At 60.1% G+C, this 19,273-nt stretch carries 18 protein-coding genes; 10 read left to right on the plus strand and 8 right to left on the minus strand.

All coding sequences use genetic code 11. The features are described from left to right. Nucleotides 1–8: 8 nt before the first annotated feature. The gene (locus PV407_RS14700; protein ID WP_332090678.1) at nt 9–1,025 is read left to right on the plus strand and encodes an SGNH/GDSL hydrolase family protein; all 1,017 of its coding nucleotides are present in this window, start codon (nt 9–11) and stop codon (nt 1,023–1,025) included. Between the two features lie 530 nt (nt 1,026–1,555). Next, nucleotides 1,556–2,866, plus strand: coding sequence for a neutral/alkaline non-lysosomal ceramidase N-terminal domain-containing protein (locus tag PV407_RS14705; RefSeq protein WP_332090679.1), 1,311 nt, complete (start codon nt 1,556–1,558; stop codon nt 2,864–2,866). A 119-nt stretch (nt 2,867–2,985) separates the two neighbouring features. Here PV407_RS14705 and PV407_RS14710 read toward each other — a convergent pair whose 3' ends face one another. Beyond that, nucleotides 2,986–3,216: an alpha/beta-type small acid-soluble spore protein gene (locus tag PV407_RS14710; protein ID WP_332090680.1), complete on the minus strand. Its 231-nt coding sequence runs from the start codon at nt 3,214–3,216 to the stop codon at nt 2,986–2,988. A 97-nt stretch (nt 3,217–3,313) separates the two neighbouring features. Here PV407_RS14710 and PV407_RS14715 point away from each other — a divergent pair, with 97 nt between their 5' ends. Further along, complete coding sequence (locus PV407_RS14715) at nt 3,314–3,811, plus strand: hypothetical protein (protein WP_332090681.1); 498 nt, start codon at nt 3,314–3,316, stop codon at nt 3,809–3,811. A gap of 66 nt (nt 3,812–3,877) precedes the next feature. On the opposite strand, the gene PV407_RS14720 is transcribed toward PV407_RS14715, so the two are convergent. The 5 genes from PV407_RS14720 to PV407_RS14740 form a co-directional block, all read right to left on the minus strand. Beyond that, on the minus strand, nt 3,878–4,837 hold the full coding sequence (locus tag PV407_RS14720) for a PfkB family carbohydrate kinase (protein ID WP_332090682.1): 960 nt from the start codon (nt 4,835–4,837) through the stop codon (nt 3,878–3,880). Between the two features lie 19 nt (nt 4,838–4,856). Continuing rightward, entirely contained in the window at nt 4,857–5,813 is a 957-nt protein-coding gene (locus PV407_RS14725) for an aldose 1-epimerase (protein WP_332090683.1), read from the minus strand. A 141-nt stretch (nt 5,814–5,954) separates the two neighbouring features. Beyond that, complete coding sequence (locus PV407_RS14730) at nt 5,955–6,842, minus strand: TIGR03943 family putative permease subunit (RefSeq protein WP_332090684.1); 888 nt, start codon at nt 6,840–6,842, stop codon at nt 5,955–5,957. Nucleotides 6,843–6,879: 37 nt separating this feature from the next. Then, the gene (locus PV407_RS14735; RefSeq protein ID WP_332090685.1) at nt 6,880–7,935 is read right to left on the minus strand and encodes a permease; all 1,056 of its coding nucleotides are present in this window, start codon (nt 7,933–7,935) and stop codon (nt 6,880–6,882) included. A 262-nt stretch (nt 7,936–8,197) separates the two neighbouring features. Continuing rightward, entirely contained in the window at nt 8,198–8,665 is a 468-nt protein-coding gene (locus tag PV407_RS14740) for a MogA/MoaB family molybdenum cofactor biosynthesis protein (protein ID WP_332090744.1), read from the minus strand. A 707-nt stretch (nt 8,666–9,372) separates the two neighbouring features. Here PV407_RS14740 and rpmG point away from each other — a divergent pair. Next, nucleotides 9,373–9,522, plus strand: coding sequence for a 50S ribosomal protein L33 (rpmG, locus tag PV407_RS14745; protein ID WP_332090686.1), 150 nt, complete (start codon nt 9,373–9,375; stop codon nt 9,520–9,522). Between the two features lie 316 nt (nt 9,523–9,838). Continuing rightward, nucleotides 9,839–10,822: a tryptophan--tRNA ligase gene (trpS, locus tag PV407_RS14750; protein ID WP_332090687.1), complete on the plus strand. Its 984-nt coding sequence runs from the start codon at nt 9,839–9,841 to the stop codon at nt 10,820–10,822. 72 nt (nt 10,823–10,894) lie between these two features. Here the strand turns inward: trpS and PV407_RS14755 are convergent, their stop codons facing one another. Beyond that, the gene (locus tag PV407_RS14755; protein ID WP_332090688.1) at nt 10,895–11,086 is read right to left on the minus strand and encodes a DUF5325 family protein; all 192 of its coding nucleotides are present in this window, start codon (nt 11,084–11,086) and stop codon (nt 10,895–10,897) included. A gap of 144 nt (nt 11,087–11,230) precedes the next feature. Here PV407_RS14755 and PV407_RS14760 point away from each other — a divergent pair, with 144 nt between their 5' ends. Beyond that, on the plus strand, nt 11,231–11,458 hold the full coding sequence (locus PV407_RS14760; protein WP_332090689.1) for an alpha/beta-type small acid-soluble spore protein: 228 nt from the start codon (nt 11,231–11,233) through the stop codon (nt 11,456–11,458). Nucleotides 11,459–11,635: 177 nt separating this feature from the next. Here PV407_RS14760 and PV407_RS14765 read toward each other — a convergent pair whose 3' ends face one another. Continuing rightward, nucleotides 11,636–12,619 carry a metal-dependent hydrolase gene (locus PV407_RS14765; RefSeq protein ID WP_332090690.1) on the minus strand — a complete coding sequence of 328 codons (984 nt, stop codon included), beginning with the start codon at nt 12,617–12,619 and terminating at the stop codon, nt 11,636–11,638. Between the two features lie 163 nt (nt 12,620–12,782). Here PV407_RS14765 and PV407_RS14770 point away from each other — a divergent pair, with 163 nt between their 5' ends. From PV407_RS14770 to PV407_RS14785, 4 genes are all read left to right on the plus strand, one after another. Then, nucleotides 12,783–13,070 (plus strand): hypothetical protein, encoded by a 288-nt coding sequence (locus tag PV407_RS14770; RefSeq protein ID WP_332090691.1) that lies wholly within the window; start codon nt 12,783–12,785, stop codon nt 13,068–13,070. 233 nt (nt 13,071–13,303) lie between these two features. Further along, nucleotides 13,304–15,199: an ABC transporter ATP-binding protein gene (locus PV407_RS14775; RefSeq protein WP_332090692.1), complete on the plus strand. Its 1,896-nt coding sequence runs from the start codon at nt 13,304–13,306 to the stop codon at nt 15,197–15,199. Further along, complete coding sequence (locus PV407_RS14780) at nt 15,196–17,307, plus strand: ABC transporter ATP-binding protein (protein WP_332090693.1); 2,112 nt, start codon at nt 15,196–15,198, stop codon at nt 17,305–17,307. Before PV407_RS14775 ends, PV407_RS14780 begins: the two co-directional genes overlap by 4 nt. A gap of 1,172 nt (nt 17,308–18,479) precedes the next feature. Continuing rightward, nucleotides 18,480–19,235: an FAD-dependent oxidoreductase gene (locus PV407_RS14785; protein WP_332090694.1), complete on the plus strand. Its 756-nt coding sequence runs from the start codon at nt 18,480–18,482 to the stop codon at nt 19,233–19,235. The last annotated feature ends 38 nt before the right edge of the window (nt 19,236–19,273 follow it).

A 19,273-nucleotide genomic window follows, 5' to 3' on the forward strand; every position in this document is an offset into this window, starting at 1 on the left:
GTGTTCGCATGGATAACGGCGACAAGACGATCCGGTCTTACGATTTGCTTCTGCCGCCCGTCATCCCGGCCGTTGCCGGGCACGAGATGAACGTTTACTTCGACAATTTGATCGCCGGGGACGCATCCCGCTACGATTTCGACGTACGCGTCTCGATCGGACGCCACTGCGACGACCGTTGGACGTGCGTCGCGGACCGGCCGGGCGATTACGCCCTGACCGTCGAAGTGTATTCCGAGGAAGGCGAGCTGCTGACGGCGGGCGATACGATCGTCCGCGTCAAGGCGGCGGACGCGGTTTCCGGCGAGCGCCGGCGCTTGATGTTCATCGGTGACAGCACGACGGCGGCGGGACAGTACACCGCGGAGCTGCTCCGATTGTTCGCCGCCGACCCGGGCGGAATCGAGCTGCTCGGAACGAAAGGGGCGGGTTTGAACCGGCACGAAGGACGCGGCGGCTGGAAGGTGGCCGATTACTTCGGCAACCCGGAAAGTCCGTTTTTGTTCGACGGCCGGTTCGACTTTGCGAAGTATATGGAGCGCTGCGGATACGACGCGGTGGACGACGTATGCATCCATCTCGGCATCAACGACGTGTTCCACGCGAGCGAAGAAGACGGAATGTCGGCGTTGCTCGGGCAGTCGATGCCGATGCTCGAAACGATGATCGGGCAGTTCCGGCGTTTCAACCCGAACGTCCGCGTCGGGATCATGATCGCGATTCCGCCTTCCCGGACGCAGGACAGCTTCGGCAAAAGCTACGGCGCGCTGCAAAGCCGCAGACGGTACAAGCGCAAATGGTACATGTGGAATCGCGAGCTGCTCCGCCGGTTTTCGGATCGCGCCGGCATCGAGCTCATCCCGCTGCACGTCAATCTCGATACGGCGCGCAACATGCCGGTCGAGCTGATCGAAGGCAACGCCCGCAACGTGCGGACGGAGATCCGGCAAAACAACGGCGTCCATCCCGCGCCGGAAGGGTATCGGCAAATGGCCGACGTGCTGTACGCCTGGCTCAAGCCGTAACCGGCGGTCTCCGGCTGTCGGGAACCGTGACGGAGCGGAGACGGGTTGGTCGGGGCGGGGCGGGGCAGTGTGGGTCAAGGCCGGGGAATTCGGCATAGCTGGTATGCAGGAGGGGGCCGCCCGGGCGTCTTTGCGACGACCGCGGGCGGTTCTTTTTTTGACATGTCGAAGCCGCTCGCCTCCAAAGCATACTGGAATTTCTCATGCTATTTTTACCCAAAACGGGTGCCGGCTCGTACGAACGGGAAAAGCTCCCGATAAATCGGCACCCCATCGGCAAAAAGCGCGATTCGGGCGAGTTTAACGGGAGGAATTCCTGCAGCTTTGGGCGAGCGAGGAAAAACCGGTAAAAGAACAGGAGGTTTTCCCGGTAAACTTTGCCGTTCCCCCAGCCGCGCAAACGTTTGGGAGGACAACAAAGGCTCTCGCTCGAAAAGTACAACTTTCAAGTCGCTTTGTCCAAAGATTTTCCGTTCGACTGCTTCTATAGTATAGAATAACGAAAACGGCTGAACGAGGAGTGACGCTTCATGCTGCTTTGCGGTGTAAGCGAATTGGACATTACCCCGCCGATCGGGAGCACGATTCCCGGCTATTTTCACGACCGGAAATCGACGGGGATTATCGACCGTTTGTACGCCAAGGCGCTCGTCGTCGAACAAGACGGAAGCGCCGTCGCCTTCGTCGTGCTGGACGCCATCCTGGTGCCGCGCGAAGTCGTCGTCGCCGTCCGCGAGCGGGTCGGCGCCTTGACCGGCATTCCTCCGGGCCGCGTCATGGTTTCGGCGACGCATACGCATACCGGGCCGGCGGTCGCGAATACGACGTTTTTGAAGGCGGACGACGCTTATTTGGCATGGATGGCCGCCAAGGCGGCCGACGCGGTCGTCCTCGCCTATCGGACGCGCCGGGAGGCGCGCATCGGCTTCGGCTCCGGATTCGAGGCGGACATCGCCTTCCATCGCCGGTTTTTCATGAAGGACGGCACCGTCCGGACGAATCCCGGCCTGCGTCATCCGGATGTCGTCAAGCCGGCCGGGCCGATCGACCCGCAGGTCGGCGTCATCCGGATCGACGACGCGGAGGGACGGCCGATGGGCGTCGTGACGAATTACGCCGTTCATACCGATACGGTCGGAGGAACGGAATATTGCGCCGATTTTCCGGGCGAGCTGTCCGCCGTGCTGAAACGGACGCTCGGCGAGCGGACGGTCAGCCTGTTCATGATGGGCGCGAGCGGCAACATCAACCATTACGACGTGCTGAACGGCCGGGCCGAGGATTATGCGAAGCCGTCCCGCCACTATTTGAAGATGGGGCGCATTTTGGCCGGGGAAGTTTGCAAAGTGCGGGAAAAAATCGTTACGTCGCCGGAGGCGCGGATCGACGAGCGGAAGTCGGACGTCGTTCTCCGGTACCGCCAGCCGACCGGGGAGCAGATCGAGGCGGCTCGCCGCGCGATTGCCGCGCTGCCGCAGACCGACGCGGAATATAGCTTCGCCTTGGAGCTGCTCGAAGCGGCGAGGCGCGGGGAAGGCGAGACGTCGGCGGAAATTCAGACGATCGCGATCGGCGACGCGGCGATCGTCGGGCTGCCCGCGGAAATGTTTGTCGAATTCGGCTTGAGCATCAAGGCCGGCTCTCCGTTCGGCCTTACGCTCGTCAACGAGCTGTGCAACGGGATCGTCGGCACGTATGTCTGCACGCGCGAGTCGTACCGTCTCGGAGGCTATGAGCCGAGAATAACGGCAAGCAATCGTTTGCAGGAAAATACCGGAGACTTGTTCGTGGAATGCGCGCTGCGGCAGCTCGCCGAGCTGAAGGAAGCGGCGAAGGCGTAGGCCGCATGAACGAAGCGCCCGTTTCGTGCTATAATGGAACTAGGCAGACCGGCAAATGAAAACCCGGCTTCCGCTGGATCGACTCCTGCGTAAGCCGGGTTTTTTCGGTTAAGTATCGATTAGCGGGCGAATTGGCCGCCGCTCAGTTGCTGCTCGGCGATTTGCACGAGACGGCGAGTGATGTGACCTCCGATTGCACCGGTGTCACGGGTAGCCATATAGCCCATGTAACCGTCTTGAGGGATTTGAATGCCCAGTTCTTGAGCCACCTCGTATTTCAATTGGTCCAAAGCTTGGGAAGCTTGGGGAACTACGAGTTGGTTGCTGGAACGACTTTGTCCTGCTGCCATATTTATCACCTCCGATGATGGTAGTATGATCCGAAATCGAAATAATACTCATGTCCGGAATTGGAAATTTGGACCAATGGAATGGAGGCGGGATGACGTGTTCGATTTGCGCGTGAGCCGGATGTCGTTCGACAAAGGGCTGCAAATCATACAGGCCGACGTATCGCTTGCGATCGGCGGGGAAGCGATCGTCGACGAGCCGCTGTGCATCGACGTGGGACTTCCGGCGCTGCTGCTGAGCGGGCTGGAAAACATGTCGCCCTATCGCTGGGCGCCCGCGCGCGAGTGGCGGAAAATGCCTTTCTTCGTGTGCGGCTGCGGCGATCCGGAATGCAGGGCGCACTCGTTCCGGGTGACGCATACGAGCGAAGACGAAGCGGAATGGACGCTGATCGACGAAGCCGAGGACGGCTCGTTCCGCGAGCACGAGACGTACGTCGTGCCGCTCGGACCTTGCCGGGAGCAGCTGATCGGGCTCGGCGAGCGATTTCTCGAATTCGTCGCGCCGCTCGATTATCGGCCGTATTTCGCCGACACGGTGCCGATCGTGCGCGAGCTGGTCGAGAAGCTGAAGCGCAAGGCGCAGACCGAGTAAGCCGAAAAAGAAAGCCGGGCTTGCGGATCCATGCCGATCCGCAAGCCCGGCCTATTTTTTTTGCGTCTATGCCCCGCCGCCGACGAGCCGCCGGATCGTTTCGTCCCGCTTCATCAGCTCTCCGAGCCGCATGCAGTTGTTTTCCGGCGATTCGATCGTCCACCCGGCGACCTTCGTGCCGCAAACGATCGCGTCCTTGAGCGGCAAGCCGCGCATAAGCCCGAACGCGGTTCCGGAGAAAAACGCGTCACCCGCGCCGCTCGTATCCTGCACTTGCACCGGGAATACGGTCTGCGAGCCGAATTCGCCCGTGTCCGCAACGGCGTACAGCGAGCCTTCCGCTCCGAGCGTGACGACGATGGAGGGGAGGCCGCTGCGGCTCATATAGTCGAGAAGCGCTACTTTCTGCTTCGCCGCATCCAGCTCGTGAATCGGCACGCCGGTCAGCCGTTCGGCCTCCACGTGGTTGCAGATGAAGCAGGACAAGGAGCGCATCAGTTCGGGATGATTCAGCACGACGTCGAGATTGCCCGGTATGCCGTATACCGGTTTCCCGTAACGGGCGGCGAGCTCCAGCACCGTTTTGGAAATGCCGGCGTTCAAATCGAGCTCGAGCAACACGTGCGACGCCGTCTTCACGATCTCTTCGCCGTGCTCGGCGATCATCCGCTCCATCGTCGACAAGTCGGGCATTTGCGAAATCGAGCCGGCCAAATCTCCGGCTTGATCGAGCACGGCGAGCCACATGCCCATGCCCGCCTGCTCGGCGGCTTTCACGTAACGGGTGTCCACGTTCGTTCCGTTCAGCCGGTCGATCACCTCCTGGCCGAGTCCGCTCGCGTCGACCGACGATACGAAGAGGGTCGGCAAGCCCGTCCGGGCCAAATTTTCGGCCACGTTGCGTCCTACGCCGCCATGCACGAACCGGATCGTCCCCAGGTTGCGCCCCGTCGGGATGTACGCGTCCCGGGCGAAACCTTTGCAATCGATAAATACGGTCCCGATGACCGCAGCATTCAAACTCATCTCGTTCTCTCCCTCTATGTCACTCTCGCTCGATATGAAGCGCAAGCGTCAGCGTCAGCTCGTCGCCCGGGCCGATCGAGCGCATGCCGGTCAGCTCCGGTCCCGCGTCCAAATTCGGCGCATCCGGCGTCCAGGTGAGCGGCTCGACGCAGATCGTGTCGCGCGCTTCCCCTCTCGTATAGACGACCCACTGCGTAAACGGCTCGTTGCCCTCGTACCGGATCGTATAGCCGGGCTTCTCCAATACGGCGGATGCCGGCCGGCCGGCGCCGATCCGAAACGCCATGTCCATGTTTTGGCCCTGCAGGTTCAAGCCTTCGTTCAGCTTCTCGAAGCGGCCGAGCGGCAGCCGGTTTCCGGTCGCCAGCAGCTTGTCGTTCAGCTCCCAAATGTCCGCGACGGGCAGCGTAAGCGTCCACGCTTCGGGCTCGCCGTCCAGCATAAACCACGTATGCGTTCCGAAGCCGAACGGGGCCGCCGTCTCGCCGTCGTTGCGGAACGCGATCGTCTGCAGAAGCGACGCACCGCGGATTTCCGTGCGCAGCCGGATGGTTAAATCGTGCGGATATTGCTCCAGAAGCTCCGGAAAATCCGTCGTCCGAAACTCCGTCGTAATCGAGGCGGCTTCCCCGTCCGCATGCGTGTCCGCGACGCGCCAAGGCCGATTCAGCACGAAGCCGTGTATGTGGTGGCCGTCGGGCGTATTTTTTTCCATTCGATACGTCCGTCCGCCGAAGCGGAACGTTCCTTCGCGAATCCGGCTCGGAGGAAGCAGAAGCGGAATGCCGTAATGAACCGGCTTCAGACGCAGGGCGTCCAAGCTGTCCGGCGTACGGAGCACGTTTCTTCCGGCGATTTTGTCCCAAAGCCGAATCGCGTTGCTGCCGAGCTCGGGAATGACGGAAAGCGAAAATTGGCCGTTTTCCAAAACGTATACGGTCGCTCCGTCCCATTGCTGCTGCTGAACTGCTGCCATGCGGCGTCAAGCTCCTCCCCGCTTACAAATTCTCGCTATCCATTGTAGCAAACGGGGCGGACGCTGTCATTGGCCTTTTTGCGCGCAAAAAAAGGACCGGCTGCCGGCAGGGCGGTCCGGTCCGTCGCGTTCGCGCGGAGGCTACCGGCCGAGCTCGAAATTCGGGTATACGTACGGCTCCTTCGGTGCGTCGATTTTGACGATTTTTTGCGCGCGGACGGAGAGCAGTTCGTCGCCGTCCCGTTTCGTTTTGCCGATCGTGCCGGTCACTTCGAGCCATTGATCCGTGGCGTAAAGGGCGGCCCGGTCGTATTCGACGAGAACGCCGTACGGGGCGGCGTCGGCGGAGCAGCATTCGACCGAAAACCGGCCCAGCACGAACCGGCCGGCGGGGATCGTTTCGTCGCGGTAGACGAACCCGCTCAGCTTGACCGTTTTGCCGGCGAACCGGTCGGCGTACAGGTCGAGCGTCGTCAGCGTTTCGATATACCGATCGTCCGAAACCGGAACGACGTCGAGCGGATACAGCTCGCGCGCGAGCTTGGCGAACGGGGCGGTGAACGGATCGGACGGAAAAAGCCGGTCGGCGCCGCCCGCATCCCCGGCTTCGCCGTCGCCCCGCGCCGCCGGTTTGATCGGCGCAGCGGAGCTGAGATTCATCCCTTTTTTGGCGGCTAGCGCGCTGCCGAGCGTCGCGTCGGGCGTCAAAAAGCCGAGCAGCAGCGGAAACGCGAACAGCCCGTACAGGGCGGCGCTTTTCCAGGGCGAACCGGCGGCCGTGTGATCGTGGTCGTGACCGCAATCGCAGCCTGCGTCGCGTTTTCCCGAGGCCGCCCGGTACGCGGCATACAGCTGGAACGCCCCGACCGCGTACAAGCCGAGCGCGGAAAGCTTCACGTAAAGCGTCATGCGCGGAGCGATGTAGTACAGCATCCGATCGGTTTTGACCAAATAGGCGACATATGCGGCGAAGCCGATCAACAACACCGCCTTGACGAGCGGATGGATCCAGGCCGTTCGGCTGTTCATGGCGTCCTTTTCATCTCCAATCGCGGACGGGTTCGCGTTAATTCAAAACATACAGCTCGAACAGACGCGAGCCGGTCAGAACGGCGGCGGCCAACAAGGCGGCCAGCGCCAGCACGAACCGGACGCGGAAGACGGACAGCAGCATGAGCGTGTTTTTCAAATCGAGCATCGGGCCGAAAACGAGAAACGTAAGCAGCGAGCCGGATGTGAACGTGGAGGCGAACGAGGAGGCGACGAACGCGTCGGACGTCGAGCAAAGGGAAAGGAGATAGGCGAACCCCATCATGAACAGATGCGAGCTCCACGCCCCTTGTCCGATCGCGGCGAGGCTTTCCCGTTCGACGGCCGACTGGATGACGGCGGTCAGCATGGCCCCGATCAGCAAATATTTGCCCATCTCGAAAAATTCGTCGGACGCGTGGCCGAACGTCGCGGCGAGCTTGCCCGATCCCGGCGCGCCGTGTACGTGCGCGGCTCCGCGGGCGGAACGGCCGTGGTCGTGCCGTCCGCCGCCGCCTTCGTCCGCTCCGGATGCGAGCCCCGGGTGCTCCCGTTTCAGCGGACTGCGTCGGACGAACGCCCGGACGAGAAGGCCGATCGCCGCGGCGACGAGGAAAGCGAGCCCCATGCGGGAATACGCCATTTCCGGATGGGAGCGGAAGGCGGCGAAGGTGGAGGCATAGACGACCGGATTCAAAATCGGTCCGGCCAGAATGAACGTGACGGCGATGTAAACCGGCATTCCTTTGCGCATAAGACGCCGGACGATCGGAATCATGCCGCATTCGCACAGCGGGAAGACGATGCCGAGCGTGCAGGCGAACAGGACGCCGAGCGCCGGATGACGGGGAGTCCAGCGGCGAACCGTCCGCTCCGAAACGAATACTTGCAGCAGCGCGGAGACGAGCACCCCGAGCAGCACGAACGGCACCGCCTCGAGCAAAATGCTGATGAAGATCGTTTTGAAGCCGCTCCAAGGAAAAGCGGCGAGCGTACCGAAGTCCGGCGGCCGTTTGCGGGCGACGATGAGCGCAAGCAGAACGAGACAAGCCGCTGCGGCGACGAACGGCCCTTTTCGCAGTATCGTTTGCAAGCGGAAACCTCCTGTCCTCCTAATTCGCGCGATGGTGCGGACGCAGGTCGAAAAGATCGGCGCGCGGCTCGCCCCGATACCGGTGCGGACGGTCCGGGACAGTATAACGTATGCGGACAAAGGCGGCGTTAGGACAACGGGTTCGCCGCGCCGAAAACGGCAAAAAAGAGCCCGCCTCCGGGCGGGCATAAGCGGATCGTTTCGCTTACGCGGCCGATAGACGGGCTTCGCGCACCGTGCGGCCGAAAGCCGAGGGCGGCGTTTACTTGCGGTCTTTGTAAATTTCTCTCATGACGTGGCGCAGCTCCGGCACCACGATTTTGCTCATCGCCAGCCGGACCGCCCCGGTCGAGCCGGGCATCGAGAAGACGGCCGTGCCGCCGCATACGCCGGCGACGGCGCGGCTCAATATTGCCGCGGAGCCGATATCTTCGACGTAGCTTAAATAGCGGAAAATTTCGCCGAAGCCGGGCATTTCTTTATCGAGCGAATCGCGCACCGCCTCGTACGTCGTGTCGCGCACGGCGATTCCGGTACCGCCGTTCAGAAGCACCGCCTCGATCGCCTCGTCCTCGGCCGCTTCCCGGACGAGCCGGCGTATTTGCTCGTATTCGTCCTTCACGATCCGGCAGGCCGCTACCGTATAGCCGGCCTCTTCCAGCAGCTGCCGCATGAGCGAGCCGCTTTTGTCCGTTTGTTCGGTGCGGGTGTCGGAAACGGTCACGACCATGCAGCGCACCGACGCCGGCGCTTCCCGGCGATGCTCCTCCACGGAGCGGCTTTCGTTTGCGTTTGACACCACGATGCCTCCTCGCTTTGGAAACGTTTGTCCTCCATTCGACTATAACGGTTGGACCGGCGCAACGACAAGAGCGAAATATAGGCCGCACGTTTCGTATCGTTTCGTTTTGCGCGCGGGGGCGCCGGTCTCGGTGCCGATCGCAATGGACGCGTTCCGGCCATCTCACTCGTGCAAGCTGGCCAAACCGACGCGTATAGCCGGATTTTCTCCCGTTACTTCGTCCCTTATCAGGCATTGGTGCGATTGAACGGGAAAAGCTCCCGCTAAATCCGCGCCGCATCCGCGAAAAGCGCGGTCCTGACGAAATTATCGGGAGGCTTTCCCGTTAAAGTGTCCGGCAGCGGGGAATCCGACGAAATAACGGGAGGTTTTCCCGTTCATTCAATCGCTTCTAAATGATGCAGTCATCCAAATTTTTGAACCGGAAGCTTTCGTCAGCATGTTGCGGGTTTTATCCTATGGCGTCCGAAACGTAAAAATGGCTTTCCCGCAGGCCGCGGAGCGAGCTTGCGGAATTGACTACAGGCGGCATTGCTGGTATTATAAATGTTATGCTGTAATAGGGAACAGATTTGCGGACCGACCCGCCGCTATGCGGTTTTTTCGCGTTCGACTGACAAAAGGAGGTGTGTACGATGCGCGTTATCGTTACTTTGGCGTGCACCGAAACAGGTGACCGCAATTATACGACTACGAAAAACAAAAAAACTCATCCGCAGCGGATCGAGATGAAAAAATATTGCCCTCGCCTGAAGAGATACACTCTTCACCGCGAAACCCGCTAATGCGCGGAATAGGCAAGCGATGACAGGAGCGAGTACGCATTCGCGGCCGCCGCAGAGAGCCGGTGGAAGCTGCGAACCGGCGCGGAAGCGAATGCGGAATGGGTCCTGGAGCATGAAGCCGAAACGGCGGGCCGATGCGATCGGTCGCCGCAGTAGGCGGAACGGACGTTCCCCGTTATCGGAACGGCTAAGGCTGTCCGCCGGCCCTCTCGGCGTCGGACGGCGAATTAGGGTGGCACCACGACCTCTCGTCCCTTGCGGCGGGGGGCTTTTTGTTTTTTGTAAGCGAAAAGAACTACAAGGAGGTTTGTCGCGAATGAAACGAGTTTTATCCGGCATTCAACCGAGCGGGAAGCTGACGCTCGGCAACTATATCGGCGCGATGCAAAATTTCGTCAAGCTGCAGCACGACCACGATTGCTACTTTATGGTCGTCGACCTGCACGCGGTGACGGTGCCGCAGGAGCCCGCCGCGCTGCGGGAGCAAACCGAGGCGGTCGCCGCCTTGTTCATCGCCGCCGGCATCGATCCGGCGAAGGCGAGCGTCTTTTTGCAGTCGCACGTTCCGGCGCATGCCGAGCTCGGCTGGATTATGACGACGCTCGTCTATATGGGCGAGCTGGAGCGGATGACCCAGTTCAAGGACAAGGCGGCCGGCAAAGAATCGGTCGGCGCCGGACTGTTCACGTATCCGGCTTTGATGGCGGCGGACATTTTGCTGTATAACGCCGATCTCGTGCCGGTCGGGGACGATCAGAAGCAGCATCTGGAAATTACGCGCGATTTGGCGCAGCGGTTCAACGGCCGGTTCGGCGAGCAGTTCGTCGTTCCCGAGCCCTACATCCCGCAAGTCGGAGCGCGGATCATGTCGCTGGACGACGCCTCCAAAAAGATGAGCAAAAGCAACCCGAATCCGAACAGCATGATCGCGCTGCTGGACGAGCCGGACGTCATCCGCAAAAAAATAAGCCGCGCCGTCACCGACTCCGGCCGGGAAATCAAGTACGACCCGCAAACGAAGCCGGAAGTGAGCAATTTGATCAGCATTTACTCGCACTGCGCGGGATTGAGCGTCGCCGAGATCGAAGCGAAGTACGACGGACAAGGCTACGGGCCGTTCAAAAAAGATTTGGCCGAAGCGGTCGTCGCCGCGCTTGAACCGCTGCAGCGGCGCTACAAAGACATTCGCGCCTCCGGGGAGCTGCACCGCATATTGCGCCAAGGCGCCGAAAAGGCCGCCGACATCGCCAACCGCACCGTGCGCGAAGTCAAAGAAAAGATGGGATTCGTCCTGCCGTAAAACCGGAAACGGGCAGGTCCGCCTCCTCCGGGGACCCGCTCGCCATAGCCGAAAGCTTAAGAGGCTCCGCCGTCATTCGGTCGGAGTCTCTTGCCGTTTGCGGCGAAGCTTCGCCTTGAGCGCGAAGCCGTATCCGATAAACGCCACGGAGCCGATCGAGCAAAGCCAGACGGCGGCGGCGTTGCCGTAGCTGATCGCGGCCGCGATGCCGACGAGCAGCGCCGTGCCGACCAAGGCGAACAATAACGAGAGAAGGCGGTTCATCCGTATCCTCCTTTGGTTGAAATCGCGATTCAAAGTTTCGTCAAAACGGATGCATATTAATTGTTAATCGAAACATAATAAGCTTGCAAGCTTGCAAAATACATCACACACACACACCGCAGATTGAAAGGAGCGCATCTTATTATGGCAGCTGGTCAATCCCGCAGCAGCAACCAACTGGTAGTTCCTCAAGCAAACCAAGCTTTGAATCAACTTAAATACGAAGTCGCTCAAGAACTGGGCATCCAAATCCCGCAAGACGGCTACATGGGCTGGATGGCTACTCGCGACGCCGGCGCTATCGGAGGAAACATCACTCGTCGTTTGGTGCAAATCGCCGAACAACAACTTTCCGGCGGAGCTACCCGCTAATCGACTTCTTTCGGACTTGCGTTATGACAAGCTCAAGGGACTCGTCCCTTGGGCTTTTTATCGTTTGCAGAATGGCGAAAGCGAACAGCGACATGCCGAACCGACAAAAAATATCGTTCGGACTTTGCGCTGTTCGGCAAGGCACAACGAAGCCCCCGGATCGGGGGCCTTTGCGGTCTAATACGTGCTTATTTTCAGCTTTTTCTCGACGCGCCCTTCGCTCAGCCAGCCTACGTAGGAGTCGATCGGCTCGTATTGCTTATCCATCAGCACGACGGCGACGAACGGGTACTGCTTGCGGTGCCGGTACCGCACGTCGGTCCAGCGGACTTCGTATCCCCACGAATGCTCTCTCATTTCCGCGCACGCGGTGGACGTAAAATAAAGGAACGACTGCACGTCCGGATGGTTTTTCGACGCGTCGATCGCATCATGGCTGTGGCAGTGCGCCTTGTCGACCCACCTGAGCTTGCCGCCGCGGAATTCGCCGAGCACGTAATCGCCCGGTCCGGTCTGTTTGACCACGTTCCACGTATACAGATGAATCGTCGGAATCCATATATAACGGTGGCTCGGATCGTACTGCGGGTCCTGCAGCTTGATCCGACGCCCGATCGCGAAGTGCGCAAGCGTGCGCCACACATAGTACAAGGCGATCAGGACGTATAGCGCCGGAAATATTTGCTGCGGCGTAGCCAAATGAACGGACCAGATGAAAATGGCGATCAAGTGGCTGCAAAAGATGATCGGATCGAAAATATGAATAATGTTCCACGATATCCATTTTTCCGTAATGGGGCGAAACGCCTGGGTTCCGTACGTATTGAACAGATCGCTGAACACGTGGAACGCGACGGCGATAAATACCCACAGCGCCAAATGCGGAACGGAGATGCCCTGAAACAAGACGGCGAGCACGAGCGTAATCAGCGCGGTCCATATGGCCACGGCCGGCAAACTGTGCGACTTCCCGCGGTGGTTGCGGATGTAGGATGCGTTGCTGCGAAACCGTAAAAGCCCGTCCGTGTCGGGTGCCTGCGAGCCGAGCACGGTGCCGATCAAGACGGCGGTAGCCAAAGCGGGATCCGCGGCAACGGCGGGGTCGACGTATGCGAGTCCTGCCAAACCGAGTCCGACTACCAGATGCGTGCCTGTATCCAAAACTGTCTCCTCCTCATCGGTCTTCATTGTTATCATAACACGATCTCCGGTAAAATAAAAAAACGACGTCGAAAACAATTCGATTTTTTTTCGCCGTCCGGAGCGAACGAACCGCGCCCGAAGCGCGTGTTCCGGCGCAATAAACGATCGGAGTGACGGTAGAGTGGGAATCGTTTTTGTCGAATATAAAGTGTTCCCGGAAAAGCGGGAAGCATACTTAAGCTGGGTTCGCGAATGGGCCGGCGCGTATCCCGAGCTCCAGCATTACGAAGGGACGGATCAGCCGAATTTGTTCGTCGAGCTGTGGCCGAACGTCGATGCGGACCGGTACGTGGAATTCAAGCGCTCCCGCGTCGAACGCCCGGAGCGGCCGTGGACGGCGCTCGAGGATTTCGTTCCGGGCGGCCTGCCGCGCGTCCACGTTTGGCATTTTCGCCGAACGAACGGCTAGCCCTTCATTCGTTTGCACGAACGGTTCGGTCATCGGCATTGTATGGCCTTCCGACGGCGGTCGGTCACGGCGATTTGCGCCTCTTTCGCCAAAATCGACAATCGTGGAAATGATCGGATAGTCCATTGTTTCGAGCATGTAAATCCATGGCTTCTCCCAAGCCGGTTCTGTAAGCTTACAAATAGAATCGGCCTTCGCGACTGTAATTGGCTTGCGACTTGGGGGGAGAGCGGTTGGAGAGAAAGCATATCGTTTGGAAGCACGTCAAGGATCACCGTTTTTCGTATGTGTTCGGCTTTGCATTATTGTCCATATCGAGCATGATGCAATTGGTCATTCCGACGCTGCTCGGCACGTTTACGGACCGATTGGAGATGTCGCTGCTGACCTATGCGGAAGCGCTTCGAATCGCCCTGTGGATGCTGCTGGCCGGACTCGGCATCGCCTTTTTCCGTTCGGTGTCGCGCATCTTTTTGTTTCGGCTGTCCCGGCTGCTCGACCGGCAAATTCGCGACGACCTGTTCCGGCATTGGGAGACGCTGTCGACCCACTATTTCAAAAATCGCCGTGTCGGCGATTTGATGTCGCACGCGATCAGCGATGTGAGCGTCATCCGCGAAGTGACGCAAGGGGGCATTTTCAATACGCTGGAGGCGATCGTGATCATCACGATGACGATCGTTTCGATGGGAGTGGCGGTCGATCCGATCCTCACGCTGCTGACGCTGCTGCCGCTGCCGCTGCTGGCGGTGCTCTCGTACCGGTTTCGGCGGCGCATCCAGCGCGAATCGGTCGACGTGCAGGAGGCGATCGGCAGCTTGACGAGCCGGGTGCAGGAGTTCGTCGCCGGCATTCGCGTCGTCATGTCGTTCCGGCAGGAGGGCGAGCAAACGCGGCTGTTTCGCGAAGACAACGGGCATGCGGTCGCGATGAACCGCAGGCTGGTCAAATCGAACTCGCTGTTCGGCGCGCTCAGCTCGGCGGTCGTCGGCTTCAGCTTTCTCGTGTCGGTCGTGCTCGGCGGCATTATGGTGCTGCACGACCGGATTACACTCGGCGAGTTCGTCGCGTTCAACTCGTTTTTGTCGCTGCTCATGGGCCCGATCGAGAATCTGGGCAGAGTCGTCAATACGATGCAGCGCGGCAAAGCGTCGGAGCAGCGCCTGCTCGCGATCTTGAACACGCGGCCGGACGTGGCCGACGATTCGGACGCGGATTTTTCGATCGAGCGGATCGAGGGGGATATCGAGCTGCGCGGCTTGTCGTTCCGCTATCCGGAGGCGCACGAGCCGGCGCTGCGGGACATTTCGCTCCGGGTGCCGAAAGGGACGTCGCTCGCGATCGTCGGCAAAGTCGGCAGCGGCAAAAGCACGCTCGTCCATCTGCTCGTCCGGCTGTACAACCCGCCGAAAGGAACCGTCTGGATCGACGGGCGGGACATTCACGAAATTCCGCTGCATGTGCTGCGCAGCCATATCGGCATCGTGCCGCAGGACCAGTTTCTGTTTTCGACGACGATCCGCGACAATATCGGCTTCGACCCGAAGCCGTACGGCGACGACGAAATCGAGCAGGCGGCCCGGCTGGCGCAAGTGTACGACAACATCGTGGAGTTTCCGAACAAGTTTCAGACGGCGCTCGGCGAACGGGGCATTTCGCTGTCGGGCGGCCAGCGCCAGCGCGTCAGCATCGCCCGGGCGATCATCAAGAAGCCGTCGATTCTCATCTTCGACGACAGCTTGAGCGCCGTCGATACGGAGACGGAGGACCGGATCCTCGAAGGGCTCGGCCACGTCATGGACAACCGGACGACGATCATCATCGGGCACCGTATCTCGTCGGTGCAGTCGGCCGATCAAATCGTCGTGCTGGACGAAGGCCGGATCGTCGAGCGCGGCACGCACGATTCGCTGCTGGCGCTCGGCGGCCTGTACGCCGACCTGTACCATAAGCAGCTGCTGGACGAGGCGGTGCGGAGCCAGGAGCGGGAATGGGAAGCGGAAGCCGGCGAGGGGGCGAACGGCGCCTCGGACGACGGCGAGCGGCGGCGGCATGGCGGCGATGAGGCGGGCGTTTCGCCGGAGCGGCATGCCGGACGCGGCGTGGCGACGGGAGGGCGAGCGGGATGAGCATACACGCGGAAAAGCCTGTCGTCGATATGAAGGACCGCCAGCTGCTGAAAAAAATGCTCGCTTATGCGGTGCCGCATTGGAAAATGATCGCGCTGTGCATCGGTCTCGCGTTTCTGATCGTCGCCTCCGATCTGGCCCGGCCGTACTTGATTAAGGTCGCGATCGACGACCATATCGGCGGACTGCACAAGCCGATGTATGCGACCGAGGCGGATCAAGCGGACCGATTGAAGGCATACGGCAAGCCGATCGTCGTGGGAGACAAAGCTTACGTGCGGGTGAACGGTTCGGCCGAAAGCCCGACTGCGCCCGAGAACGGGGCTTTCGCGAAGATGCGGATCGTCGAAGCGGCGGGCGCGTCGTATTTGGCCGAAGGCTGGCCGGATCCGGCGGAGCAGCCGGACGTGCGGCAAAACGGCGAGCGCGCGGAGCTCGTCGGAGCGGACGGCCGGACGTATGCGGCGGTACGGCTCGACGAGGCGGACGTCCTGAAATTTCGCGAGCACGACACGAACGGCTTGCTATCGCTCGGCATCCTGTTTTTGGCGGCCGTGCTGGGCGGAGCGATCCTGAACTACATCCAGTCCAATTTGCTGCAGTATACGGGGCAGCATATCATTTACCGGATCCGCAACCAGCTGTTCGAGCATTTGAGCCGGATGTCCGCGTCGTTTTTCGACCGCAACCCGGTCGGGCGGCTCGTCGTCCGCGTCACCCAGGATACGGAAACGCTCAACCAGCTGTACACGCAGGTTATCGTCAACCTGGTCAAAGACGTGATCGTCCTGTTCGGCATTCTCGTCATCATGATGCAGATGAGCCTGAAGCTGACCGCGCTGATGATCATCGTCATTCCGCTGTTGTTCGGCATGACGTTCTGGTACCGGACCGTCGTCCGCGAGGCGCAGCGGAAAGTGCGGCTGCTGCTCGCCCGGCTGAATTCGTTTTTGTCGGAAAACTTGTCCGGCATCCGCATCACCCAGCTGTTCACCCGGGAGGAGCGTCAGCTGGAGCAGTTCCGCGAGCTGAACGGGGAGCATTTCAAGGCGGGCCTTCGCGGCGTCATCGTCAACTCGATTTTCCAGCCCGCGGTCGGCTTTCTCGGCAATTTCGCGATCGCGCTGCTGATCTGGTACGGCGGCCGTTCGGTGATCGACGGCGCGATCACGTTCGGGATCGTGTACGCGTTCACCCATTACGTGCGCCAATTTTTCAACCCGCTCATGAGCTTGGCGGAAAAATACAACCAAATTCAGACGGCGATGGTCGGCGCGGAGCGCATTTTCGAAATGCTAGGGGAGAAGCCCGCCATCGTCGACAGCGAAAACCCGAAGCCGCTGCCGAAGCACGTGCGCGGCGAGATCGAATTCGACCGCGTCTGGTTCGCCTACAACGAAGGCGAATGGGTACTGCGCGACGTGTCGTTCAAAATCGAGCCCGGGCAAACGGTCGCGTTCGTCGGCGCGACGGGGGCGGGGAAAAGCTCGATCATTTCGCTCATCAACCGGTTTTACGAAATCCAGAAAGGATCGATCCGGATCGACGGCATCGATATTCGCGACATCCCGCTCGACCAGCTCCGCAAGGCGGTCAGCGTCGTCCAGCAGGACGTGTTTCTGTTCAACGGGGACATCGCCTCGAACATCCGGCTGAACGAGTCGTCGATCACCGACGAGCAGATCAAGGAAGCGGCGCGGATGGTCCATATGGACGAATTTATCCGCAAGCAGCCGCTCGGCTTTGCGACCCCGCTCGGCGAGAGGGGCGTCAACCTGTCGCTCGGCCAGCGGCAGCTGCTGTCGTTCGCCCGGGCGATCGTGTTCCGGCCGCAAATATTGATTTTGGACGAAGCGACGTCCAACATCGACACCGAGACGGAGCTCGTCGTGCAGGACGCGCTCAAGGCGATATCCAAAAACCGGACGACGCTCATCGTCGCGCATCGATTGTCGACGATCCAGCACGCCGACCAAATCATCGTCATGCACAAAGGCAAAGTGCGCGAGGTCGGCAACCATTACCAGCTTTTGGCGCAGCGGGGGTATTACTACAAGCTGTTCGAGCTGCAGTACAAGGAGCGGCGGCAAATGTCGGATGCGCGGTAGGGCAAGAAAGCGATTGTACAGTGCCGTTAGGCGGCTGTGCGGTCGCTTTTTTTGTTGTTGCGGTTTTGTTGCGGTGCGCGGGGGCGGGGAATTGCGAGGGGGGTAATATGCGGCAAAGGAAGCCCTTTAGGCGGAGGCTTCGCTCGTGCGCCTTCACGCTGCGCGGCGGCAGCTTGTGCTTCGTTTGGGGATGCCGCCGCTGCCGTTGGGGCCTTGAGCGGAAACGATCAGGTTGGCCGGGAAAACCTCCCGTTCTTTTTCCCGGTTCCCGGTTATCGGGACCATTTAGCTGGAAAACATCCCGTTACCTTCGTCCGGACTGCGCTTTTCGCCAAAAATGCGGCGATTTGCCGGGAGCTTTTCCCGTTACCTCGAGCCAATACCTGCCTGTCGACGGAATAGATGGAGGAATTCCGGTTAGAGTGGGGGGATTAGGTTGCATCTTGAGAAGGGCGATTTTGTGACCTTCGTCAATACACTATCAAGCACAGTTCAAGAATGGGAGAATGGAAGGGATTTTGGTGCAACTTCCACTCCTCCAACACCTTTAAACATCCTATTTCATTGTGGGGAGACTAAGAAAGAAGGATTTGGCTCGCTCTTCCGCGATCTGGGACTCAAACTAGAGGAATTGTAGGCAGGTATGCACTATGACCTTGAGGAGATAATCCTCAGGGTCTTTTTTTACACCACCCAGTGCCGAATGATTCGGGCGGCTACGTCCAATACAAATTAACCCTCATCACCCCCGTATGATATTCCACTAATATGTCTGTACGCACATGCAAGGCTTGAAACATATAACCTTTACCACTCATCTAACTTCGCAAAAGCTCCAATATCATCAGATACCGTCGTATCTTTTTCGATGCCGGCAATTACCGAGGCTCACAATCCATTCAATATTATATTTTATATATTGTCGACAATATCGCGCTATGATATGATGGCCGGGAGGTTTAAACCGATGCAAAGCAGGAACTAGCGACGTCGTCCGCATCGTCATTCCAAGCCGTTCGATCGACATTGTCTGGATCAAGGGCGCGGCCGCGGAGCCGGCGGCATCGCGAAGGCGATCGAAAAGCGATTGGGAGGATGCTTGGCTTCGGCCACATTCGACCGCGACGGCGGAGGCGAAGCGGGTATAATACTGTGGGAGGAAGGGGAGACAAATGGAAGCAGTTCTGCATCATCAACAATACGACGTCGTCGTGATCGGCGGAGGCTGCGCCGGTGTCGCGGCGGCCGCGGGCGCGGCGAGAAACGGCGTGCGTACGCTGCTCGTCGACGCCGGCCCGACGGTCGGCGGCGAACTGCTGAGCGGCATGACGATCGACGGCGCGATCAATGCACGAGGCGAATGGATCGTCGGCGGGGTCCTGAACGAGCTCATCGAGGAACTCGAGAAGCTGGACGGCTACGTCGGCGCCTTCAATGATTGGAGGCTGATCCGCTACATTTGCTTCGATCCGGTCGTCATGCAGATCGCGGTCATGAACGTGCTGCGCCGATACGGCGTCGACGTACTGCTGCATACGATGATGGAAAACGTCATTCTGGACGGCGGCGGACGGGCGAAGGGCGTCGTCCTCCGTAATAAAAGGGGACGCGCCGTCGTAGAGGCTGCTGCGTTCGTCGACTGCTCCGGCGACGGCGACTTGTGCGCGATGGCCGGGGCGCCGTTCGAGCTGGGCACGCCCGACGGGGAGCTGCAGCCGGTTTCGCTCATCTTCCGCATGAGCGGTGTAGAGCCGATGCCGCTGCTCGCGTTCGTCCGGGAGCATCCCGACTATGTGGCGATCGGCGAAAGCGAAGTGATCCGGGGCGGCCGGACGGACGAGGAGATCGTCGAGGAACTGTACAAGCAAGGACAGCCGACCGTCTTCTTGAGACGATCGCGCAGGGGGTGCCGCAAAGCGAGCAAGTAATATAAGGTTCATTTATATTGCGGAGTTCGTTCGGTTGT

The organism is Paenibacillus sp. GYB003, assembly GCF_036577625.1.
In the GTDB taxonomy this organism is placed as follows: Bacteria; Bacillota; Bacilli; order Paenibacillales; family NBRC-103111; genus Paenibacillus_AB.